The sequence below is a fragment of the Bradyrhizobium sp. USDA 4503 genome (assembly GCF_054055815.1).
In genome coordinates, this window is the sequence record NZ_JBSRXS010000001.1 from 4,467,969 (window position 1) to 4,489,183 (window position 21,215).

Genomic DNA, 21,215 nt, shown 5'->3' on the forward strand with positions numbered 1-21,215 from the left:
CCGTGAGTGCGGCTGGCCGGCGGAAGCGCCGCCAACCCTCGGGTAGTAGCTGGAGCGCACAATCATACAGGTTGGCCGGAGGCTAGTCCGGCACGCGCACGCCTCGGAGCACCCGAGCGTCTCATGGACCTAGGTCCGATGAGGCCGCGCGCGCCCGCCAGACAGATCGACAGATGCACGATCGAACCCGCAGCTCGAAGCGATTGCTCGGCGAGACCCCGCCGGAGTTCAGATCGACCGGCCGCGACCCGCGCATCGATGTCTGTCGCGGAATCGCGTTGTGGTGGATCTTTCTCGATCACATTCCAGACAACGTCGGAAGCTGGCTGACCCTGCGCAACTACGGCTTCTGCGATGCCGCCGAAATCTTCATGTTCATCTCGGGCGTCACCTGCGCCCTGGCCTACGGCAGAGCGCGTCAGCGCGACGGCTGGCGCGGCATGATCGGCCGTTCGCTGCGGCGAGGATGGGATATTTATGCCGCCTTTCTGCTGCTGACGCTCGCCTGCGCGATCGTCGTCTACCTCGCGGGCAGCGATCGCCTCGCCGACGACAGCAATACGCGGGTTCTGTTCGAACGTCCGGGTGCAGCGCTTGCGCACGCCGCGGTCCTGCAATTCCACCCTGTCAATACCGACGTGCTGCCGGTCTTTGTGATCTGCCACGTGTTATTCGCACCGCTGCTGTGGCTGCTGCTGCGGGCGCCGAACCTGACGCTTGGCCTTTCGCTGTCGCTTTATGCGCTGGTGCATGTCTTCGGCTGGAGCATTCCCTCCTGGCCCGACGGCGTCTGGTTCTTCAACCCGCTGGCCTGGCAGCTTCCGGTCGTGCTGGGCGCATGGTACGTCATCGAGGGAAGGACGATCCAGGGATGGGTGACGTCGCGCCCTGCGCTGGTTCTGTCCGCGCTCTATCTTGTGTTCGGCCTCGTCGTTGCGCTGGGCCACGGCATCAAGCCGCCGCTGCTGCCGCAGGCGCTGACGGATTTGCTGTTTCCGATGGACAAGTCGAATCTGAGCCCGTTGCGGCTGCTGCATTTTCTGGCGCTCGCCATCGTGGTGTCATGGCTCGTTCCCGCGGGCTGGCAGGGACTGTCGATGCCGATACTGCGCAGCGCGAGGCGTTGTGGCGAGAACTCGCTGCCGATCTATTGTCTCGGCGTCCTGCTGGCGCTCGGCAGCCAATGTGACCTGTTCGACATCTCGAACCGGCTCTCGATGCAGATCGGACTCAGTCTTGCCGGTGTTGCTGCGATGGCCGCGGTCGCGACGCTGCTGAACACGCTCGGCACCAAGCGCGCCCGGCCGCCGGATGTCGATGCCGCCGGACATGACCTTGTGCCGCGCGCCGGCGATCGCGGCATTTTCGACGGTCATGGCGCGCATATCCTCTAAGGCGCGCCATCGTGCGCGGGAGAAGCGGATGCTCTCCCACGCACGGCTGGCGCCGACGCTCAGCTCGACTGTCGCGCGGCGTCGAGGATCAGCCGCGCGATCGCGTCGGGCTGCGAGATCAGCGCGAGATGGCTGGCCTTCACCTCGATCGTGGTGGCGCCCATCCGCTTGGCCATGAAGCGCTCGAGATCCGGATTGATGGTGCGGTCTTCGGTCGAGACGGCGTAGTAGCTCGGCTTGCTGCGCCAGGCCGCATGGCTGGTCTTGCCGGCCAGCAGTTGCTTTTGGAACGGCTGCTGCACGGCATAGAGCACCTTCGCCTTCGCCTCCGGCAGGTCGCCGGCGAAATCGCGCAGGAACGCTTCTTCGCCGAGCCGACCCTCGTCGCCGTCGAACACGATGCCGGCGCTCGCGGGCGGCGTCGGATAGGTCTTGGCCAGCGCGGAGTAATCCTCGTCCGCATCGGGTGCGCGCGCCGCAACATAGACCAGCGCCGAGACATTCGGATGCACGCCGGCCTCGGTGACGATCATGCCGGAGAAGGAATGACCGACCAGCACGGTCGGACCATCCTGGCGATCGAGCACCCGCTGCGCGGAGGCAACCGCTTCAGGCAGCGTGGTCAACGGATTCTGCACCGACGTGACGTTGAGCCCGGCGGCCTGCAGCCGCGGAATGACCTCGGACCAGCAGGAGCCATCGGCGAACAGGCCGTGCACCAGCACGACGTTGCGCGCCTTGACCGGCGGCGTGGTGGCGGCCATGCCGCGCGTGGACACCAGTGAAGCCGCGGCTCCAGCGAGCAAGGCGGTCGAGAAGGCGCGTCTGTTCATCATCATGTTACTGCTCCGTTGTTGTATGCTGAGTTGAAAATCAGAGAAGCGCGTCCACCTGCGGTGAACGGACAATCTCTCCTACGCGCGCAAAGGCCTCATGGTTACGCTCGATGCTGTCGTGATCGTAAAGATAGTTGACCATGATGCCGAAGGATTCCGCCATCGCGCGGTCGGCCGTGTTGCCGAGCCAATTGATCCGCTCCAGCCGGGCACCGTTGCCGAGATGGAAGCGCGCCACCGGATCGATGCGATTTCCTGACGCCGGCGAGCGCGTGAGATATTGCGCGCACAGCTTCATCAGGACCGGACGCCGGGTCTCGCAGGTCGCCGCGTCGTGCCACCAGCCCTCGCGCTCCAGCTCGCGCAGCATCGCGACCTCGTTGCCGCCGGATTGCGGCTGCTGGCTGAGCCAGCGCCGGAAGCCCGGGATCGGCGACAGCGTGGAGAAGTGCTTCAGCTGCGGGAATTCCGTTTGCAGCTCCTCGACCACCTGCTTGATCAGGAAATTGCCGAACGACACGCCGCGCAGTCCGTCCTGGCAGTTGGAGATCGAATAGAAGATCGCGGTGTCGGCATGCGCGGCCCTGAGGCCTGCGCTGTCTTGATCCGCATCCTGCACCAGCAGCGGTGGCACGGCGGTGGCCAATCCCTGCACCAGCGCGACCTCGACGAAGATCAGCGGCTCGCCGGGCAGCGCGGGGTGGAAGAAGGCAAAGCAGCGGCGGTCGGGCGCAAGGCGGCGGCGCAGATCGTCCCAGCCCTTGATCTCGTGCACCGCCTCATAGGCGATCAGCTTCTCGAGCACGGCGGCCGGCGACTGCCAGTCGATGCGGCGAAGCTCGAGGAAGCCGCGATTGAACCATGAGACGAACAGATGCTTGAGATCGGCATCGAGCAGCTTCAGCTCCGGTTCGGAGCCGAAACGGCCGGCGATCTCGCTGCGCATCGCGATCAGGCTCGCCGTGCCGCCGGGCGCCATGTTCATCCGCCGCAACACCTCCTGGCGCGGCGGATCCGCGGCGTCGGCCAAATCGGCCGCGGCCGCCGCGGTGCCGTCGGCAAGATAACGCTTCGCCGCATCCTGCAGCGCCGCCGCGTCGGGCTGAAACGCGCTCGCCAGATAACGTTGAAAGCCGTGCCGGCCGGTGGCATCGAGCGCGCGCATGGTCTGCTGCAATTGGCGCGCGATCAGGGCGCCCGACGCTTCGCCGCGCTCGGACAACAATGCCGCGGCGAGTTGCCTCGCTTTGTCGAGTGAGGCCGGTGGACTGCCTGGGATGTGTTCGGCGTGGGTCATGGGAGCCTCCTTCTAGCGGCGGAATTTGGCAGGCGGCACGTAGAGGCCGCCCGATGCAGTGACGAGGTCGTCGATCGATTTCGCGGCGAGCCAGTCGCGCGTCGCCGTCTCGACGTCGAGGCCGAGATCGGACGGCAGCATCACGATGCCGCGGCGGCGCAGGCCGTCGGTCGTCCCGGCGTCCTGCCGCCTGCCGAACTCGGTGTCGCCGGCGACCGCGCGCAGGGCGGCCTCGCGCTCCTGCGGCGAGCGGCAACGCAACAGGTTGCAAACGCCGCGTTCGGTGATCACGTGGCTGACGTCGTCGCCATGGATCATGACCGGCGGCAGCGCGAAGCCGGCCGAGGCCGCGAGGTCGAACGCGTCGAGGCGCTCGACGAAGCTCGGCGCGCCGTTCGGCTGCCGGGTCTGGACCATCTGCACCACCAGCTTGCGGCCGCGCAGGCGCTCGCCTGCTTCCTCGCCGGCACGCAGCCAGGCAACGCTGTCGTGGCGTCGGCCGCGCGGATCGGCACCCATGTTCGGCGCGCCGCCGAAGCCCGTGATGCGGTCCTTGGTGGCGGTCGAGCTGTTGCCCTCGGGATCGATCTGCAAGGTGCCGCCGACGAACAGGTCGCAGGCATATTGTCCGGCGACCTGCGCCAGCGCGCGGTTGGAGCGCAGATTGCCGTCGGCGCCGACCGGAAACACGTCGGGACGGCTGGCGACAAATCGCTCCATGCCGAGCTCCGAGCCGAAGCAATAGACGTTGTCGACGAAGCCGGCTTCGATGGCGGGGATCAGCGTCGGATGCGGGTTGAGCACGAAATTCCGCGCGACCTTGCCCTTCAGCCCGCGCTTGGCGGCAAAGGTCGGCAGGATCAGCTCGATCGCCGCGGTGGCATAGCCGATGCCGTGATTGAGCCGTGTCACCTGATAAGGCTCATACACCGCCGATATCGCCATCATCGCCATCAGGACGTTCTCGTCCCTGACCTTGGCGGGATCGCGCGTGAACAGCGGATCGATCGCATACGGCTTCGGACCGGGCACCACGACATCGACCCAGTCGCCGGGGATGTCGACGCGCGGCAGACGATCGACGATCTCGTTGACCTGCGCCACGACGACGCCGCCGCGGAACGCCGCGGCCTCGGCGATGGTCGGCGTGTCCTCGGTGTTCGGACCGGTGTACAGATTGCCGTCGCGATCGGCCTTGTCGGCCACGATGAGCGCAACCTGCGGCGTCAGGTCCACCAGCATCCGCGCGTAAAGCTCGAGATAGGTATGGATCGCACCGATCCGCAGCGCCTTGGCGGCAACGAGCTCGGCAAGGCGGCGGCTCTGCGGGCCGGCAAAGGCGAAGTCCAGGCGGTTGGCGATGCCGCGCTCGAACACCGCGAGATGATCGGGAAGCGCCAGCACCGACTGCACCATGTGCAGATCATGCACCCGCGACGGGTCCACCCCGGCGAGGCACGCGGCCAGGAAGTCCGCCTGCTTCTGGTTGTCGCCCTCGAGCGCCACCCGGTCGCCGGATGCGATGACCGCCTCTAGCAGCTCGACCGCGCGGTCGGTCGGGCAGACCTTTCCGTTTGTGCCGCAGACAGTTCGCGCGCGCGCCAGGCGCGCCGTGCGATCGGTTCGTGGTGTCGTCTCCGACATGATGGCCTCTCCTTGCTTGATCATCTGAAGCGAAGGTAGGCGGGCGGAATTGATAATAGAAACGATATTCTATAATATGATTGATTACAGATATGGATTAATCGATGCTCGACCTCGAACTTTTGCGGGCCTTCGTCGCGGTCGCCGATTGCGGCGGCTTCCACCGCGCCGCCGAGCAATTGCATCTGACCCAGTCGACCATCAGCCAGCAGATCAAGCGGCTCGAGCTCGAGACCCGGCGGCCGCTGTTCCGGCGCACGACGCGCAGCGTCGCGCTGACCGACGAAGGCGAGATGCTGCTCGGCGATGCGCGGCGTTTGCTGCAGCTCGAGGAAGCGGCGCGGCAGCGGCTGGTGGCGCCGCGGCTGTCCGGCTCGGTTCGTCTCGGCGTGGTCGAGGAAGTCGCCGGCGGCTCATTGCCGTCGGCGCTGGGCCGCTTCGCCGCGCTGCATCGCGGGGTCAAGCTCGAGGTGCAGATCGGTGTCAGCGCCGAACTGATCGAGCAGCTCGATGCGGGCCGGCTCGATCTGGTGTTCGCCAAGCGGCCGCTCGGAACGTCGAAAGGCCGTCTGGTGTGGCGCGAACCGCTGGTGTGGACCGCGGCGGAAACGTTCGATCTCGTTCCCGGCGCGCCGCTGCCGCTGGCGCTGTACCGCGAACGATCGGTGTCGCGCGACGCCGCACTCTCCGCGCTGCGCGACGGCGAGCTCGGCTGGGAGATCGTCTATACCAGCCCGAGCCTGACCGGCGTCCGTGCCGCCGCCGTCGCGGGACTTGCCGTCACCCCGCTGCCGCTCAGCGCGGTCACCACGGGCCTGCGCGTTCTCGGAATTGGCGACGGCCTGCCGCCGCTTCCCGATCTAGAATTCGCCATCTACGAGAAAAGACGGCCGGACAAGGCCTCGGAGGCGCTCGCCGACGCCTTGCTGACGCTGGCGCGCGGTCCCCTGCGCCCCACGATCTGAGCGCGCCGAACCGCGAATTGCGCCGCGCGCCGGTGTGCCTGCCGGCGGGCAGACCCGCCTGTTCCCGGCCGTTCCAACGAGATTCGTATTGAACGCTTGGGCTTAGGCAAATTTTAAACCGGGAGGCGTAGCTTACCCCTTGCGAGTTCAGTGGTTGAGAGTTTGTGAGTACGCCATGACAGAACCCCATCGCCCGAGGGTGAAATACGTCATCGGGCCTGACGGCAGCCCGTTAACGATTGCGGATTTGCCGGCCCCCGGTACCAAACGGTGGGTCATCCGCCGCAAGGCCGAAGTCGTCGCTGCGGTCCGCGGCGGCCTGCTCTCCCTCGAGGAGGCCTGCAGCCGCTACACATTGACCGTCGATGAATTCCTTTCCTGGCAGTTCTCGATCGACCAGCACGGTCTGGCCGGGCTGCGCACCACCCGAATCCAGCAATATCGGCAGTAATTCGGCGCCGATCCTGTGGCATTTGACGAAAACCGGCCTCGCCTTGCGAAGCCGGTTTTTTTCATGTCCGCGATTTTGCCGCGGTCCTTAACCTTCGTTAACCATATGGAAACCATACCCTAGGCAATATTTGCCCAGTCGGACCCGCGCGGGCCGAATCCCTGGGGGCCGTTGGTGCAAAGTCTGGTTGCTTTCCTGAGAGGTCTTGGTGCGGCCCGCCTCGCGGCCATGGTTGCGGTCACCGCGGCTCTGATCGGCTTCTTCGCCTTCGTCATCATGCGCGTCACGACGCCACAGATGACCACCCTCTTCACCGACCTGTCGACCGAGGATTCTTCTGGAATCATCAAGGAGCTGGAGCGCCAGGCGATCCCGTTCGAGCTGCGCAATGACGGCGCTGCGATCATGGTGCCGAAGGACAAGGTGACGCGGCTCAGGATGAAGCTCGCCGAGGGCGGCATGCCCAAGGGCGGCGGCGTCGGCTACGAGATCTTCGACAAGTCGGATGCCCTGGGCACCACGAGCTTCGTCCAGAACATCAATCATCTGCGGGCGCTGGAGGGCGAGCTCGCCCGCACCATCCGCGCCATCGACCGCGTCCAGGCCGCGCGCGTCCATCTGGTACTGCCGGAGAAGCCGCTGTTCTCGCGCGAGACGCCTGAACCATCAGCTTCGATCGTGCTCAGGGTGCGCGGCGCGCTGGAGCCGCAGCAGATCCGGGCGATCCGCCACGTCGTCGCCTCCGCGGTCAACGGGCTGAAGCCGCAGCGGGTCTCGATCGTCGACGAGGCCGGGCAACTGCTCGCCGACGGCGCCCAGTCCGATGCCGACGCCGCGGTCGGCGACGAGCGCCGCGCCGCCTTCGAGAAGCGGATGCGCAAGCAGGTCGAGGACATCGTCTCCTCGGTGGTCGGCGCCGGCCGCGCCCGCGTCCAGCTCTCCGCCGACTTCGACTACAACAAGATCACCCAGACCTCGGACAAGTTCGATCCCGAAGGACGGGTGCTGCGCTCGACCCAGACCCGCGAGGAAAGTAGCCTCACCGCCGACAATTCCGGCCAGGTCACCGTCGCCAACGAGCTGCCGGGCAGCCAGAACCAGGACAACGCCGCCCGCGCCCGCGACCAGAGCAAGAAGAGCGAAGAGACCAACAATTACGAGATTTCCCGCACCACCAAGACCGAGGTGACCGAGGCCGGCCGCGTCAACCGCATCTCGGTCGCGGTGCTGGTCGACGGCAGCTACTCCAAGAACGAAAAAGGCGAGCTGGTCTATCAGGACCGCACCAAGGAGCAGCTCGACCGCATCGCCGCTTTGGTCCGCTCCGCGATCGGCTTCGACCAGAAGCGCGGCGACCAGGTCGAGGTCGTCAACCTGCGCTTCGCCGAGCCGCCCGCCGCGCAGCCGATCGCCGAGCCGACCGGCCTGCTCGGCATGCTGCAGTTCACCAAGGATGACGTGATGTACGTCATCGAGCTCGGCGTCATGATGATGCTCGGCCTCGTCGTGCTGTTCATGGTGGTCCGCCCGCTGGTCAAGCGCATCGTGGCGGCCGACGTCATTCCGGCGCTGACCGGCGCGGGCATGCCCGCGCTGGCGGAAGCCCATGCCGAGAGCGCCGCAACGCCGGGTCAGGCGCTGATCCCGAGCGGCAGCGGCGCAGCGCAATTGATCGACGTCGCCCAGATCCAGGGCCAGGTCCACGCCCAGGCCGTGCACCGGGTCGGCGAGCTCGCCGAACGCAATCCGAACGAAACCGTCTCCATCGTCCGTCAATGGCTGAGCGAGCCGGTAGAGAACTGACATGGCCGCCGTACCCCAGACCACCAACGCCAACGACATCGCCACCGTCCTCTCGACGCTGGCGAACCGGCAAAGCGCCCGGCCCAAGGGCAAGCCGCTACCCGGCCCCAAGCGCGCGGCAATCCTGATGCTCGCACTCGGCGAGCAGTATGGCGGCAAGATCTGGTCGATGCTCGACGACGAGGAAGTCCGCGAGCTGTCGGTCCACATGTCGACCCTCGGCACCGTCGAAGCCGACGTGGTCGAGGACTTGATGCTGGAATTCGTCTCGCGGATGTCGGCCTCCGGCGCGCTGATGGGCAATTTCGACGCCACCGAACGGCTGCTGCAGCAATACCTGCCGGCCGAGCGCGTCTCCGGCATCATGGACGAGATCCGCGGCCCGGCCGGCCGCAACATGTGGGAGAAGCTCTCCAACGTGCAGGAAGAGGTGCTCGCCAACTACCTCAAGAACGAATACCCGCAGACCATCGCCGTGGTGCTGTCGAAGCTGAAGCCGGAGCACGCCGCGCGCGTGCTCGCGATCCTGCCCGAGGACATCGCCCTCGACGTGGTCGGCCGCATGCTGCGGATGGAAGCCGTGCAGAAGGAAGTCATCGAGCGCGTCGAGCAGACGCTGCGCACCGAGTTCATGTCGAACCTGTCGCAGACCCGCCGCCGCGACGCCCATGAGGTGATGGCCGAGATCTTCAACAATTTCGACCGCCAGACCGAGACCCGCTTCATCACCTCGCTGGAAGAGGAAAACCGCGAATCCGCCGAGCGCATCAAGGCGCTGATGTTCACCTTCGACGATTTGATCAAGCTCGATACCGCCTCGGCCCAGACGCTGATGCGCAACATCGACAAGGACAAGCTCGGCGTCGCGCTGAAGAGCGCCAACGAGGAGGTACGCAGCTTCTTCCTCGGCAACATGTCCTCGCGCGCCGGCAAGATGCTGATGGACGACATGGCCGCGATGGGCCCGGTGCGGCTGCGCGACGTCGACGAGGCCCAGGCCCTTCTGGTCAACCTCGCCAAGGATCTCGCCGCCCGCGGCGAGATCACGCTGACCAAGAACCGCGCCGACGACGAGTTGGTGTATTGATGGCCGCGCCCGCAAAATTCCTGTTCGACACGGATTTCTCGGCGCCGGACCGCGCACGCGAACGCGCGCCGACGCCGGCCGAGGTCGCGCAGAAGGTCGCCGACGCCGAGGCGCGGGCCTATCGCGCCGGCTACGAGGCCGCGCTGCGCGAGGCCAAGGTCGAGAGCGACCGCCGCGCCGCGCAGGCGTTGGAGGAGATCGGCACCGCGATCAAGGGCATCGCGGCGCGCTTCGCCGGCATCGAGACGCGGATGGAGACCGAGGCGGTGGACGTCGCGGTGGCGGTCGCCCGCAAGCTTTGTTCCGAGCTGATCGCGCGCGAGCCGCTCGGCGAGATCACCGCGCTGGTCTCCGACTGCTTCTCGCATCTGGTGGCGACGCCACATCTCGTGGTCCGCATCAACGACGCGCTCTACAAGGCGGCGCATGACAATATCGAGCGGATGGCGGCGCATTCCGGCTTTCAGGGCCGGCTGGTGATCCTGGCCGAACCGACGATTGCGACCGGCGACTGCCGGATCGAATGGGCCGATGGCGGCGTCGTGCTGGAACGCGCCGCGATCGAAGGCAAGATCAACGAACTCGTCGGGCGCTATCTGGCGTCCCGCGGCCAGGCCGGCTGAAGGCGATTGAGGGCTGAACCATGACCGACACCGACACCCAAGTCCCGCTTCCCGATCTCAACTCCGCCGACGCGCCCACCATCGACGACATCGGCTACAACGAAGACGAACATGCCGCGCGCATCGCGGCCGATCTCGAGGCCGTGTTCGACGTGCCGGTGCAGGTCTCGGCGGTGCTTGGCCGCTCCAAGATGGACGTCGGCGACCTCTTGAAGCTCGGACCGGGCACCGTGCTCGAGCTCGACCGCCGCGTCGGCGAGGCGATCGACATCTACGTCAACAACCGCCTGGTGGCGCGTGGCGAAGTGGTGCTGGTGGAAGACAAGCTCGGCGTGACCATGACCGAAATCATCAAGGCAGAACGCTCTTAACAACTCAGGCGGTCACGCGCGGGACCTGCGCGACCAGACAAACAGGAGATCATCATGCGGCTTCTCATCGTTGGCACCCTGAAGGGCCAGCTCACGACCGCGACCAAGATCGCGATGGACAACGGCGCCTCGGTGACCCACGCCGAGGCCGCCGAACAGGCGATGAACGTGCTGCGCGGCGGCAAGGGCGCCGACCTCCTGCTGGTCGATGTCGGCCTCGACATCCGCGACCTCGTGATGCGGCTCGAAGCCGAGCACATCCACGTGCCGATCGTCGCCTGCGGCATCTCCAACGACGCCCGCGCCGCGGTCGCCGCGATCCATGCCGGCGCCAAGGAATACATCCCGCTGCCGCCCGACCCCGAGCTGATCGCAGCGGTGCTGGCCGCGGTCGCCAACGACGCGCGCGATCTGATCTACCGCGACGAGGCGATGGGCCGGGTAATCAAGCTGGCGCAGCAGATCGCGGGCTCGGATGCCTCCGTCATGATCACCGGCGAGTCCGGCACCGGCAAGGAAGTGCTGGCGCGCTACGTCCATTCCCGCTCGGCCCGCGCCAAGCGGCCGTTCATCTCGATCAACTGCGCCGCGATCCCCGAGCACCTCCTTGAATCCGAGCTGTTCGGCCATGAGAAGGGCGCCTTCACCGGCGCGGTGGCGCGCCGCATCGGCAAGTTCGAGGAAGCGACCGGCGGCACGCTGCTGCTTGACGAAATCTCCGAGATGGACGTGCGGCTGCAGTCCAAGCTGCTGCGCGCGATCCAGGAGCGCGTGATCGACCGCGTCGGCGGCACCAAGCCGGTCCCGGTCGACATCCGCATCATCGCGACCTCGAACCGCAACCTCTCGGAGGCGGTGCGCGAAGGCACCTTCCGCGAGGACCTGCTGTTCCGCCTCAACGTCGTCAACCTGAAGATTCCGCCGCTGCGCGACCGCCCGGCCGACATCCTCGAGCTGGCGCAGCACTTCGCCAGGAAATATGCCGAGGCCAACGGCATGCCGGTGCGTCCGATCTCGACTGATGCCCGCCGCGTCCTGACCGCGAACCGCTGGCAGGGCAACGTCCGCGAGCTCGAGAACACTATCCATCGCTCGGTCCTGATGGCGCAGGGCGACGAGATCGGCGCTGACGCGATCCTGACCCCCGACGGCGACCGCCTCGACCTTGCCAAGACCGCGCCCGCGGTCGCGCACGCTACGCTGGCCGCCGAGCAGGTCACCCGCGCGCTGGTCGGCCGCACCGTCGCCGATGTCGAGCGCGACCTGATCCTGGAAACGCTGAAGCACTGCCTCGGCAATCGCACCCATGCCGCCAACATCCTCGGCATCTCGATCCGCACGCTGCGCAACAAGCTGAACGAATACGCCGACGGCGGCATTCCGATCACCCCGGCCGGCAACGGCGCGCCCGACTATCAGCGCATGGCGAACGCCGGCTGAGAAACCCTGGTGGCGGCAAGTCCCGCCGCTTGCCTCGCCTCACGAATAGCTGGGCGCGTCGGGCTTGCGGAAGATCCGGATCGGATCGCCCGGCGTGATGTCGCGGCCCGTGAACGTCACATAGGCATAGAGCGCAAGATAGGCGACGGCGATCGCACCGACGATGTAGAACAGCCAGGTTCCCACGCGCTTCATCGAACCGTCACCTCTCCGAAACATCCGCGCCATTTAATGCGCCGATTGGGAAAGCGCCACGGCCGACAAGCCGCGCCGGCCTCGGTGCCGTTCATCCCTTGAATCTTGCGGCAGGTTGCCTTATTCAATCTCCTATTGCATTTACAACTTAGACAACTGGAGAGTGATATGGCCCTTTATGCGCAGACCAGCGGCACCCTGTCCACGACCTCCGCGACTTTAACGCCGATGCAAGGCCTCAGCCTGACGATTCCGGAGGGCGTCGGCACCACCGCGATCATCACCCTTAACGTTCCGAATCCCTACGCCACGGGCAATGATATTCCGGGCGGCGTGTTCGGAGTCACCGTCAATGGCACGGTCTCGCCGGTCGTCGCAAGCTTCACCTATAACGAGACCCCGTCGAGCTTTGGCCGTATCCCGACCACACTCGTCGTTGGCATTCCGCTGGCCAATGCAGCTCAGACCGTCCAGGCTGTATGGGCTGGCGTCCGCGGCAGCAATGTGATCATCGACAGCCCGGCATCGCTGAGCGCAGTTTTCTAAAGTCCGATCCGGATAAGCACGGCGCGCTAACGCGGCCCTCGCACATGAACATGACGCGACGGCAGGCTGACCTCAGCCAGCCGTGCGGCGTCTTCCTCATGGTCGAGCGCGACATACTCGCCGTGCCAATACGCCAGCGCGGCGGTACGCTCGGACGCGATCACGTCGAGCACGCGGCCGATGACGATCACGTGCGAATGCCGTTCGATGGTCTCCTCGACCTCGCAATCAACCGCGGCAAGCGCGCCGACCAGCAGCGGGACGCCTGACGCCCGCGTCGTCCATTCGGCCCCGGTGAAGCGGTCCGCGCCCTTCAGGCCGCCCTTGCCGGTGAAGCGCTCGGCGATGTCGCGTTGATCCGCGGCCAGGATATTGACGCCGAATACGCCATGGCGTGCGATCAGCGGCCATGACGAGGCCGCGCGGTTGATGCTGACGATCAAGGACGGCGGCTCGACCGAGAGCGACGACACCGAGGTCACCGTCATTCCCGAGATATCCTTGCCCCGACCGGCCGTGATCACGCTGACGCCGCCGGTGAGGTGACGCATCGCGCCGCGGAATTCGGCGGCCGCAACCGCGGGCTCGATCGAAACATTGCGGACGATGGAATTCATGGCGACCTCACAGACTGTCTTCGCTGCCTTCGAGCAAATGCTTCAGGATCTCGCCCTCCAGCGCGGCGAGTTCGGCCGACCCGCGCCGGCGCGGCCGCGGCAGGTCGATCGCGACATCCTCGGCGATGCGGCCGTCCTCGATGACCAGCACGCGGTCGGCGAGCGCGACCGCCTCGGCGACGTCGTGCGTCACCAGGATCGCGGTAAAGCCCTGATCGCGCCAAACCCGTTCCAGCAATTGCTGCATCGAGATCCGGGTCAGCGCGTCGAGTGCGCCGAGCGGTTCGTCGAATGCCAGCACGCGGGGCTGGCTGACCAGCGCCCGCGCCAGGGCGACGCGCTGCTTCTGCCCGCCCGAGAGCACCGACGGCCACTGCGTGCGCTTGTCGCCGAGTCCGACCTCGACCAGCGCGCGCTCGGCGCGCGCCTGTGCATCAGCAGACGAGCGCTCGCGCCCCAGCCCGACCTCGACATTGGACAGCACCCGCGCCCAGGGCAGCAGCCGCGGCTCCTGGAACATGACGCGGACGTCCTGCGCTCGCGGCTGTTCGCCGAAGGCGATGGTTCCCGCCGTCGGCGCGTCGAGGCCGGCGATCAGGCGCAGCAGCGTGCTCTTGCCGCAGCCGCTGCGGCCGACGATCGCGACGAACTGGCCGGCCGGGATGTGCAGGTCGATGCCGCGCAGCACCTCGTTGTCGCCGAACGCCTTGCGCAGGCCGCGGATGGTCAGCGACAGGCCGCGGGCCGCGCCTTCCGGCACGCGCCGCAACTGCCGCGCCTTCGCGACGATCTCGGTGCGGTCGACCGGCTCGGCTTCAGCGGTTTCGAAACGAAGCGCTTCTTGCATTCTCATTCTCACTTCTTCTGGAAGGCGGGATGCCACGACAGGGTCAGCCGCTCCAGCGCCCGCGAGGCGCTGTCGGCGAGCTTGCCGAGCAAGGCGTAGATCAGGATCGAGAGCACGACGACGTCGATCAGCATGAACTCGCGCGCCTGCATCGCCATGTAGCCGAGGCCCGACGAGGCCGCGATGGTCTCGGCGACGATCAACGTCAGCCACATGATGCCGAGCGCGAAGCGCAGCCCGACGAAGATCGAGGGCAGCGCGCCCGGGAAGATCACCCGGCGGAACAGCTCACCGTCGGTCATACCGTAGATGCGGCCCATCTCGATCAGCTGCGGGTCGACGGTGCGAATGCCGTGCAGCGTGTTGAGATAGATCGGGAAGAACACGCCGAGCGCAACCAGGAACAGCTTGGCCGACTCGTCGATGCCGAACCACAGGATGACGAGCGGGATCAGCGCCAGATGCGGGATGTTGCGCACCATCTGCAAGGTGGTGTCGGTGAGCTTTGCCGACAGCTGCGACAGCCCGTTGGCGAGGCCGAAGGCAAAGCCGATGCCGCCGCCGATCAAAAAGCCGATCGAGGCGCGCCAGAAGCTGACCCAGATGTTGCGGACCAGTTCGCCGGACAATAGCAGCTTCCATCCCGCCACCGCGACGTCGGTCGGCGCCGGCAACACCCGCGAGGGCACGTAGCCGGTGACGCAGGCGAGCTGCCACACCAGCACGATCGCCAGCGGCACGATCCAGGGGATCAGGCCGTCGACCTTCGGAAGTTTTGGTGCGCTGGAGCTGTTTCCGTTCCGATGGGATCGGAACGGAGCTCCAGATTTTTGCTTTGACGCGTTTTCTTCACGCGAACCGGCATCCACTTCGCTCGAAAACGCTTTGCGGCGTGGTAGTGAATCGATCAAGCTCATGATTGCGATGCCTGCTTCTGCGGACGGTAGTCGTTGCCGATAGTCTCGCCGAACGGCCCGGTGTTGACGCGGATCGGCGTCACGTTGCCGCCCTGCGCCAGCGACAACAGCGGGAACACCAATTCGGCGAAGCGATAGGCTTCCTCGAGATGCGGGTAGCCCGACATGATGAAGGTATCGACGCCGATCTCCTGATACTCCTTGATCCGCGCGGCGACGGTCTCGGGATCGCCGACCAGCGCGGTGCCGGCCCCGCCGCGCACCAGGCCGACGCCGGCCCACAGGTTCGGGCTGATCTCGAGCTTGTCGCGGCGGCCGCCATGCAGCTGCGCCATGCGCTGCTGGCCGACCGAATCCATCCGCGCAAAGATCTTTTGCGCGGCGGCCACCGTGTCATCGGTGACGTACTGGATCAGCTCGTCGGCGGCCTTCCAGGCTTCCGCATTGGTCTCGCGCACGATCACATGCAGGCGGATGCCGAACGAGAGCTTGCGGCCGCGCTGCGCCGCCACCGCCTTCACCTTGGCGATCTTCTCGGCGACCTGCGCCGGCGGCTCGCCCCAAGTGAGATATTTGTCGACGGTGTCGACCGCGACGTCGATGCCGGCATCCGAGGAGCCGCCGAAATACAGCGGCGGCCGCGGCGACTGCACCGGATTGAACAGCAGGCGGCCGTCCTCGATCCTTATGTGCTTGCCTTCGACATTGACGGTCTTGCCCGCCAGGAGATCGCTGTAGACGTTGAGGAACTCGCGGGTCACCGCGTAGCGCTCGTCATGATCGAGGAAAATGCCGTCGCCCTTGTTCTCGATCGGATCGCCGCCGGTGACGACGTTGATCAGAAGGCGGCCGTTCGACAGCCGGTCCAGCGTCGCGGTCATCCGTGCGGCGACGCTCGGCGACTGCAGGCCGGGCCTCACCGCCACGAGATAGCGCAGGCGTTCGGTCCAGGGCGCGACGGCAGAGGCCACCACCCAGGAATCCTCGCAGCTCCGCCCGGTCGGCAGCAGCACGCCGTAATAGCCGAGCTGATCCGCGGCCTGCGCGATCTGGCGCAGATAATTGAAGTTCACCTCGCGGCCGCCGATCGACGTGCCGAGATAGCGGCTGTCGCCGTGGGTCGGCAGGAACCAGAGGATGTTGGCGTTGGTTGGGGTGCTCACGTGCCCGGCCTCCATGCGACGTCGGAAATCTTGATTTGTTTCGGGATCAGGCCGAGCGCGAAGAACGTGTCGGCAACCTGCTGCTGGTCCGCGACCACCGCATCGGTGACCGGCTTGATGCCGTAGGCCTGCCGCTTCAGCGCGACCTCGACCACCGGCACCGACAGGCCGATGCTCGGCGCCAGCTGCTCGGCAACGGCGTGGATATCGCCCTTGGCCCAGTCGTCGACCTCGCTCAGCTGCGCCAGCACGAGCTCGACGATCTTCGGATCGGCCTGCAGGAATTTCTTCGAGGCGAAGTAGAACTGATAGTTCGCGACGATGCCGGTGCCGTCGGCGACCGTGCGGGCGCCGGTGGCGGCCTCCGCCGCGGCCTGGAACGGATCCCAGATCACCCAGGCATCGACCGCGCCGCGCTCGAACGCCGCGCGCGCATCGGCCGGCGCCAGGAACACCGGCTCGATCTCGGAATATTTGACGCCGGCCTTCTCCAGCGCCTTCACCAGCAGATAGTGGACGTTGGAGCCCTTGTTCAGCGCGACCTTCTTGCCCTTCAGGTCAGAGACCGACTTGATCGCGCTGTCCTTCGGCACCAGGATCGCCTCGCCCTTCGGCGCCGGCGGCTCGTAGGCAACATATTGGATCGGCGCGCCGGCGGCCTGCGCGAAGATCGGCGGCGCCTCGCCGGTGTTGCCGAAATCGATCGCGCCGACATTGAGCGCCTCGAGCAGCGGCGGCCCGGACGGAAACTCGGTCCACACCACCTTGGTGCCGACCGCCTTCAGCTTTTCCTCGAGCGAGCCCTTGCTCTTGAGCAGCACCAGCTTGCCGTATTTCTGGTAACCGATGCGGACCACCTTCTCCTGGCCGTAGGAGGCGCTGACGGTTGCGGCGACGATGCTGAGCGACAGCACCGCGCGGGCGACCCAGCGTCGAAATAAACGCGTCATGGGACTATCCTCTGCATTGAAATGACCAAACGCGAGCCGATCAGGTCTGGGGATTGCGCCAGACGATGTCGCGGATCGCGATCTGCTTCGGGATCAGGCCGAGCTTGAAGAAGCGGTCGGCGACGCCCTGCTGGGTCGCGATGATGTCGTCGGTCACGGGTCCGACCGAGAAGCCCGCCCGCTTCGCCGCGATGGTCTGGATATCGAGCGGCACGCCAGTGACGGCGGCCAGCGATTTGGCGACCTCATCGGGATGCGCCTGCGCCCATGCCGCGCTCGACGTCGTGACATCGACGATCTGCTGCAGGATCGCGCCGCGATTGCGGGCGAAGTCGCGGTTGGCGATGTAGAACGAGTTGGTCTTGGTGATGTCGCGCGTCTTGACCAGAATGCGGCCGTTCTGCTTGGTCTCGGCGATCGCGAAATACGGGTCCCAGATCGCCCAGGCATCGATGCCGCCATTGGCGAAAGCCGGACCGGCGTCGGGCGGCGTCAGATAGACCGGCGTGATGTCGTCATAGGTGAGCCCGGCCTTCTCCAGCGTCTGGATCACGACGTTATGGGCGCTCGATCCCTTGGTGAAGCCGACGCGCTTGCCCTTGAGATCGGCGATTGACGCGATCGCCGAATTCTGCGGCACCAGGATGCCGGACCCGTTGATGATGGGCTGCGCCGCGGCATAGACGATGGCCGCGCCCGCGGCCTGCGCGAAGATCGGCGGGGAATCGCCGACCGCACCGTAATCGACGCTGCCGACATTCATCGCTTCCATCATCGGCGGGCCCGAGGAGAACTCGACCCATTTCACGCTGATGCCCTGCGGCTTGAAATGATTTTCCAACGCCTCGCGCTGGCGCGTGATAACGAGCACGCCGTTCTTCTGGTAGCCGATACGAATTTCCTTCGCGTCCGCCTGCGCCTGCGCACCGCGTGACAGCGCAGCGGCGGCGGCTGTGACGAGCGACAGCTGGAGGAACTCACGACGCTTCATTCCAAAACTCTCCTGACGATCAAGCGCGCTATCGCGCTGCACGATCATGCGATGTCAGCATGATGGGGCGCGCGAATGAAGCTGTCGAGCGCCGCACAAAAATAGCGATACCTGCACTTCGGTGCAGGCATCGCGCGTGCCGTTTCTTTTAAGGCGCGGATCGCATGTAGCGAATTATTTTCCTCACGGAAACGCGAGGTCGCTGCACAGAAGCGTTTTCGAGCGAAGTGGGTACCGGTTCGCGTGAAGAAAACGCGTCCAACAAGAAGCTGGAACATCGGCTCTGATTATGAGCCGGTGCTCCAGCAATCGATCAGCCCGCAGCTGCTGCCTTCGAGCCGACATTGACCGCGAGTTTACCATAGCGGTCGGTGAACGCCTGGGTGTCGATCTCCTCGAGCTGGATCGAGCCGTCGAGCACGCCCTTCTTCCAGGCATCGTGCTCGGGATCTTGCTGGAACTCCGGCATCACTTCCTTCGCAAACAGCTCGAGCGACTCGCAGATGTGCTCATGCGTGTTCTTGCCGGCCTGGTTGAGCAGGATCACCTGGTCGATATGCGACGAGCGGAAGCGCCGCAGCTTCTTGCGCAAGGTCTCCGGCGAGCCGATCAGGCCGCCGCGCAGCGCGGCCTCCTGCGCCTCCGGATTGTCGCGCTTCCACTTGTTGTACTCGTCCCACATGTTGACGGTGCCGGGCGCCGGGCGCTGCCGGTTCTGTGCCTGGCCGTAATAGCGCAGCGCGAACTGGAAGAAGGTTGCGCCGTCGGCGCGCCTGCGCGCTTCCTCGTCCGTCTTCGCGCACATGAAGAACGAGACCAGCGCCATGTTCGGATTGATCTCGTAGTCGGCGAGCTTCTTCAGCCGCTTGGTGATCGCGTTGTAATAGGCGTGCACCCAGGCATGCGCCGCCTCGGCGCTGACGAACTGAAAGCCGAGCGCGCCAAACCCGTTCTGCCCGGCGCGTTCGATGGTCGGCAGTTGCGAGCACGCCATCCAGAGCGGCGGATGCGGCTTCTGCACCGGCTTCGGAACGACATTGCGCAGCGGGATATCGAAATATTGTCCGTGATGCTCGGTGCCGACCTTGCTGAACATCGGGAAGATCGCTTGCACGGCTTCCTCGAACACCTCGCGCTTGGTCTCCATGTCGCGGCCGAACGGCGTCAGCTCGGTGATCGAGGCGCTTTCGCCCATGCCGAACTCGCAGCGGCCGTTGCTCAAGAGATCGAGCACCGCGACCCGCTCGGCGACGCGGGCGGGATGATTGGTGGTGAGCTGGAAGATGCCGTGGCCGAGCCGGATGTTCTTGGTGCGCTGGCTCGCCGCGGCAAGGAAGGATTCCGGCGCCGGCGAGTGCGAATATTCCTCCAGGAAGTGGTGCTCCACGACCCAGGCGTAGTCGTAAGCGAGCCGGTCGGCGGTTTCCAATTGCGTCAGCGCGTTCTGGTAGAGCCTGAGCTCGTCGCCGTCGTTCCAGGGGCGCGGCAGTTGCAGCTCGTAAAAGATGCCGAATTTCATGGAGTCACTCCCAAGGTCGCTTGCTCGACCACTTGTCGTGGTCTCGACCGCTTGTTGTTTTGGGGCAGTCTAGTGGCGCTCCGGATCAAGTCTAGCCTCGGGGGCGAAACCCCAATTCCGCGCAGCGGGAGACGGCTTGATCGGAACGCATGAATGTTTAGCTTGTGCTGGCCCGAGTCGCGGCGCTATCGGTCGCGCGCTCACTCTTCCGAAAGCCCATGACCACCTTCACGCCGCATCAGGACACTGCGCTGAAAGCCGTCGCCGACTGGCTGAAGGCCAAGCCCGGCCAGAATGGCACGCCGCCGGTGTTCCGCCTGTTCGGCTATGCCGGAACCGGCAAGACCACGCTCGCCCGCCACATCGCCGAAGGCGTCGACGGCGAGGTGAAGTTCGCGGCCTTCACCGGCAAGGCGGCGCTCGTCATGCGCAACAAGGGTTGCGACAGCGCCTCCACGATCCATTCGCTGATCTACCGCGCCCGCGAGTCCGGCGTCGAGCAGCCGAGCTTCGAGCTCTGGGACGATGCGCCGGCATCGAAGGCGAAGCTGATCGTGATCGACGAGTGCTCGATGGTCGATGCCGAGCTCGGCCGCGATCTGATGTCGTTCGACTGCCCGCTGCTGGTGCTCGGCGATCCCGCGCAATTGCCGCCGATCCAGGGCGGCGGCTTCTTCACCGATGCCGAGCCCGACGCGATGCTGACCGAGGTGCACCGCCAGGCGCAGGACGATCCGATCGTGCGGATGTCGATGGATATCCGCGAGGGTCGCGAGCTCGAGATCGGCCGCCATGGCGAGAGCGAGGTGGTGTCGCGCAAGGAGCTCGATCCGGACCGCGTGATGAGCGCCGACCAGGTGCTGGTCGGCCGCAACAACACCCGCCGCGCCTACAACATGCGGGTGCGGCAGCGGCAGAACATCGAGGATCCGCTGCCGGTCACCGGCGACAAGCTGGTCTGCCTGCGCAACAACCGCAAGAAGGGCCTGTTCAACGGCGGCCTGTGGCGGGTCAAGGCGCGCGCGCAGTCCAAATCCAGGATCATCACCATGCGCGTGATGCCGGACGAGGATTTCGGCTACAAGGTCACCAAGGTCTCGGTGCGCGGCGAGTGCTTCGACGGCGGCGTCGAGGGCGTGCCGTGGGAGCAGCGCAAGCCCTATGACGAGTTCGACTACGGCTACGTGCTGACCGTGCACAAGTCGCAGGGCTCGCAATGGGACGACGTCGTGCTGTTCGACGAGAGCTTTGCCTTCCAGGACTCGCGCGCGCGGTGGCTCTACACGGGGATCACGCGGGCGGCGAAGCGGCTGAGCGTGGTGGTGTGACGTGCCGCGCACTTGTAGACCCGTCATCCTGAGAGACCGTGAATGTATGACTCTCGATGACGCAACATACCCGATGTCGTCCCGGCCTAGTGCGCAATTGCGCACGGGAGCCGGGACCCATAACCACCGAAGGTCATTGTTGCACGACGCTGGGGCCACAGCCTTCTAACAATTCAATCCTGTGGTTATGGGTCCGGCTTTCGCCGGGACGACGGGAGGAGAGATTGCGCC

Annotated in this window: 22 protein-coding genes; 10 read left to right on the forward strand and 12 right to left on the reverse strand. The window is 65.9% G+C overall.

From position 1 onward, the window contains the following. Positions 1-173 precede the first annotated feature (173 nt). The gene (locus tag ACVMIH_RS21595) at positions 174-1,394 is read left to right on the forward strand and encodes an OpgC domain-containing protein (protein ID WP_057017329.1); all 1,221 of its coding nucleotides are present in this window, start codon (positions 174-176) and stop codon (positions 1,392-1,394) included. Positions 1,395-1,453: 59 nt separating this feature from the next. On the opposite strand, the gene ACVMIH_RS21600 is transcribed toward ACVMIH_RS21595, so the two are convergent. The 3 genes from ACVMIH_RS21600 to mdcA are packed head-to-tail and all read right to left on the reverse strand — an operon-like array spanning position 1,454 to position 5,195. Then, the gene (locus ACVMIH_RS21600) at positions 1,454-2,233 is read right to left on the reverse strand and encodes an alpha/beta fold hydrolase (protein WP_057017328.1); all 780 of its coding nucleotides are present in this window, start codon (positions 2,231-2,233) and stop codon (positions 1,454-1,456) included. A 34-nt stretch (positions 2,234-2,267) separates the two neighbouring features. Beyond that, positions 2,268-3,527 carry a malonyl-CoA decarboxylase gene (locus tag ACVMIH_RS21605; protein ID WP_456863306.1) on the reverse strand — a complete coding sequence of 420 codons (1,260 nt, stop codon included), beginning with the start codon at positions 3,525-3,527 and terminating at the stop codon, positions 2,268-2,270. A gap of 12 nt (positions 3,528-3,539) precedes the next feature. Further along, entirely contained in the window at positions 3,540-5,195 is a 1,656-nt protein-coding gene (mdcA, locus tag ACVMIH_RS21610) for a malonate decarboxylase subunit alpha (protein ID WP_456863308.1), read from the reverse strand. 80 nt (positions 5,196-5,275) lie between these two features. Between mdcA and ACVMIH_RS21615 the strand changes: the two genes are divergently transcribed. From ACVMIH_RS21615 to flbD, 7 genes are all read left to right on the forward strand, one after another. After that, complete coding sequence (locus ACVMIH_RS21615) at positions 5,276-6,136, forward strand: LysR substrate-binding domain-containing protein (RefSeq protein ID WP_057017327.1); 861 nt, start codon at positions 5,276-5,278, stop codon at positions 6,134-6,136. Positions 6,137-6,311: 175 nt separating this feature from the next. Then, the gene (gene sciP / locus ACVMIH_RS21620; RefSeq protein WP_002714638.1) at positions 6,312-6,587 is read left to right on the forward strand and encodes a CtrA inhibitor SciP; all 276 of its coding nucleotides are present in this window, start codon (positions 6,312-6,314) and stop codon (positions 6,585-6,587) included. Between the two features lie 174 nt (positions 6,588-6,761). Beyond that, entirely contained in the window at positions 6,762-8,390 is a 1,629-nt protein-coding gene (gene fliF, locus ACVMIH_RS21625; protein ID WP_168857544.1) for a flagellar basal-body MS-ring/collar protein FliF, read from the forward strand. Between the two features lies 1 nt (position 8,391). Then, entirely contained in the window at positions 8,392-9,477 is a 1,086-nt protein-coding gene (gene fliG, locus ACVMIH_RS21630) for a flagellar motor switch protein FliG (RefSeq protein ID WP_018273552.1), read from the forward strand. Continuing rightward, complete coding sequence (locus tag ACVMIH_RS21635) at positions 9,477-10,100, forward strand: FliH/SctL family protein (RefSeq protein WP_456863310.1); 624 nt, start codon at positions 9,477-9,479, stop codon at positions 10,098-10,100. The genes fliG and ACVMIH_RS21635 overlap by 1 nt, the downstream gene beginning before the upstream one ends. A gap of 20 nt (positions 10,101-10,120) precedes the next feature. Then, positions 10,121-10,471: a flagellar motor switch protein FliN gene (gene fliN, locus ACVMIH_RS21640; protein ID WP_028333458.1), complete on the forward strand. Its 351-nt coding sequence runs from the start codon at positions 10,121-10,123 to the stop codon at positions 10,469-10,471. A 54-nt stretch (positions 10,472-10,525) separates the two neighbouring features. Next, positions 10,526-11,911 (forward strand): sigma-54-dependent transcriptional regulator FlbD, encoded by a 1,386-nt coding sequence (gene flbD / locus ACVMIH_RS21645; RefSeq protein WP_076830007.1) that lies wholly within the window; start codon positions 10,526-10,528, stop codon positions 11,909-11,911. A 39-nt stretch (positions 11,912-11,950) separates the two neighbouring features. On the opposite strand, the gene ACVMIH_RS21650 is transcribed toward flbD, so the two are convergent. Further along, entirely contained in the window at positions 11,951-12,106 is a 156-nt protein-coding gene (locus ACVMIH_RS21650; RefSeq protein WP_028333460.1) for a hypothetical protein, read from the reverse strand. Between the two features lie 168 nt (positions 12,107-12,274). Between ACVMIH_RS21650 and ACVMIH_RS21655 the strand changes: the two genes are divergently transcribed. Next, a complete protein-coding gene (locus ACVMIH_RS21655; RefSeq protein WP_016844337.1) occupies positions 12,275-12,652 on the forward strand; it encodes a hypothetical protein in 378 nt (125 codons plus the stop codon). Between the two features lie 26 nt (positions 12,653-12,678). Here the strand turns inward: ACVMIH_RS21655 and ACVMIH_RS21660 are convergent, their stop codons facing one another. From ACVMIH_RS21660 to ACVMIH_RS21695, 8 genes are all read right to left on the reverse strand, one after another. Next, entirely contained in the window at positions 12,679-13,269 is a 591-nt protein-coding gene (locus ACVMIH_RS21660) for a flavin reductase family protein (protein WP_229192165.1), read from the reverse strand. A gap of 7 nt (positions 13,270-13,276) precedes the next feature. Then, entirely contained in the window at positions 13,277-14,116 is an 840-nt protein-coding gene (locus ACVMIH_RS21665) for an ATP-binding cassette domain-containing protein (RefSeq protein ID WP_456866536.1), read from the reverse strand. Positions 14,117-14,124: 8 nt separating this feature from the next. Next, the gene (locus ACVMIH_RS21670) at positions 14,125-14,871 is read right to left on the reverse strand and encodes an ABC transporter permease subunit (RefSeq protein WP_057017321.1); all 747 of its coding nucleotides are present in this window, start codon (positions 14,869-14,871) and stop codon (positions 14,125-14,127) included. A 158-nt stretch (positions 14,872-15,029) separates the two neighbouring features. Next, positions 15,030-16,211 (reverse strand): FMNH2-dependent alkanesulfonate monooxygenase, encoded by a 1,182-nt coding sequence (gene ssuD / locus ACVMIH_RS21675; protein WP_456863313.1) that lies wholly within the window; start codon positions 16,209-16,211, stop codon positions 15,030-15,032. Further along, positions 16,193-17,146 carry a sulfonate ABC transporter substrate-binding protein gene (locus ACVMIH_RS21680; protein ID WP_456863315.1) on the reverse strand — a complete coding sequence of 318 codons (954 nt, stop codon included), beginning with the start codon at positions 17,144-17,146 and terminating at the stop codon, positions 16,193-16,195. The genes ssuD and ACVMIH_RS21680 overlap by 19 nt, the downstream gene beginning before the upstream one ends. Positions 17,147-17,186: 40 nt before the next feature. Continuing rightward, entirely contained in the window at positions 17,187-18,137 is a 951-nt protein-coding gene (locus ACVMIH_RS21685; protein ID WP_456863318.1) for a sulfonate ABC transporter substrate-binding protein, read from the reverse strand. A 44-nt stretch (positions 18,138-18,181) separates the two neighbouring features. Further along, on the reverse strand, positions 18,182-18,415 hold the full coding sequence (locus tag ACVMIH_RS21690) for a hypothetical protein (protein ID WP_456863320.1): 234 nt from the start codon (positions 18,413-18,415) through the stop codon (positions 18,182-18,184). Positions 18,416-18,450: 35 nt separating this feature from the next. Further along, positions 18,451-19,656, reverse strand: a complete 1,206-nt coding sequence (locus tag ACVMIH_RS21695) for an LLM class flavin-dependent oxidoreductase (protein ID WP_456863322.1) — start codon at positions 19,654-19,656, stop codon at positions 18,451-18,453. 218 nt (positions 19,657-19,874) lie between these two features. On the opposite strand from ACVMIH_RS21695, the gene ACVMIH_RS21700 reads away from it, so the two are divergent. Next, positions 19,875-20,984, forward strand: coding sequence for an ATP-dependent DNA helicase (locus ACVMIH_RS21700; RefSeq protein WP_456855315.1), 1,110 nt, complete (start codon positions 19,875-19,877; stop codon positions 20,982-20,984). Positions 20,985-21,215 lie beyond the last annotated feature (231 nt).

Excerpts from the sequence above, each read along its gene's own strand:
- ACVMIH_RS21615 (WP_057017327.1), top strand. The coding sequence starts at position 5,276 with ATGCTCGACCTCGAACTTTTGCGGGCCTTCGTCGCGGTCGCCGATTGC.
- fliG (WP_018273552.1), top strand. The coding sequence starts at position 8,392 with ATGGCCGCCGTACCCCAGACCACCAACGCCAACGACATCGCCACCGTC.
- ACVMIH_RS21685 (WP_456863318.1), bottom strand. The coding sequence starts at position 18,137 with ATGAAGCGTCGTGAGTTCCTCCAGCTGTCGCTCGTCACAGCCGCCGCC.
- flbD (WP_076830007.1), top strand. The coding sequence starts at position 10,526 with ATGCGGCTTCTCATCGTTGGCACCCTGAAGGGCCAGCTCACGACCGCG.
- ACVMIH_RS21650 (WP_028333460.1), bottom strand. The coding sequence starts at position 12,106 with ATGAAGCGCGTGGGAACCTGGCTGTTCTACATCGTCGGTGCGATCGCC.
- ACVMIH_RS21595 (WP_057017329.1), top strand. The coding sequence starts at position 174 with ATGCACGATCGAACCCGCAGCTCGAAGCGATTGCTCGGCGAGACCCCG.
- ACVMIH_RS21605 (WP_456863306.1), bottom strand. The coding sequence starts at position 3,527 with ATGACCCACGCCGAACACATCCCAGGCAGTCCACCGGCCTCACTCGAC.
- ACVMIH_RS21660 (WP_229192165.1), bottom strand. The coding sequence starts at position 13,269 with ATGAATTCCATCGTCCGCAATGTTTCGATCGAGCCCGCGGTTGCGGCC.
- ACVMIH_RS21700 (WP_456855315.1), top strand. The coding sequence starts at position 19,875 with ATGACCACCTTCACGCCGCATCAGGACACTGCGCTGAAAGCCGTCGCC.
- fliN (WP_028333458.1), top strand. The coding sequence starts at position 10,121 with ATGACCGACACCGACACCCAAGTCCCGCTTCCCGATCTCAACTCCGCC.
- ACVMIH_RS21695 (WP_456863322.1), bottom strand. The coding sequence starts at position 19,656 with ATGAAATTCGGCATCTTTTACGAGCTGCAACTGCCGCGCCCCTGGAAC.
- ACVMIH_RS21665 (WP_456866536.1), bottom strand. The coding sequence starts at position 14,116 with ATGCAAGAAGCGCTTCGTTTCGAAACCGCTGAAGCCGAGCCGGTCGAC.
- ACVMIH_RS21680 (WP_456863315.1), bottom strand. The coding sequence starts at position 17,146 with ATGACGCGTTTATTTCGACGCTGGGTCGCCCGCGCGGTGCTGTCGCTC.
- sciP (WP_002714638.1), top strand. The coding sequence starts at position 6,312 with ATGACAGAACCCCATCGCCCGAGGGTGAAATACGTCATCGGGCCTGAC.
- ACVMIH_RS21655 (WP_016844337.1), top strand. The coding sequence starts at position 12,275 with ATGGCCCTTTATGCGCAGACCAGCGGCACCCTGTCCACGACCTCCGCG.
- mdcA (WP_456863308.1), bottom strand. The coding sequence starts at position 5,195 with ATGATCAAGCAAGGAGAGGCCATCATGTCGGAGACGACACCACGAACC.
- ssuD (WP_456863313.1), bottom strand. The coding sequence starts at position 16,211 with ATGGAGGCCGGGCACGTGAGCACCCCAACCAACGCCAACATCCTCTGG.
- ACVMIH_RS21600 (WP_057017328.1), bottom strand. The coding sequence starts at position 2,233 with ATGATGATGAACAGACGCGCCTTCTCGACCGCCTTGCTCGCTGGAGCC.
- ACVMIH_RS21690 (WP_456863320.1), bottom strand. The coding sequence starts at position 18,415 with ATGTTCCAGCTTCTTGTTGGACGCGTTTTCTTCACGCGAACCGGTACC.
- ACVMIH_RS21635 (WP_456863310.1), top strand. The coding sequence starts at position 9,477 with ATGGCCGCGCCCGCAAAATTCCTGTTCGACACGGATTTCTCGGCGCCG.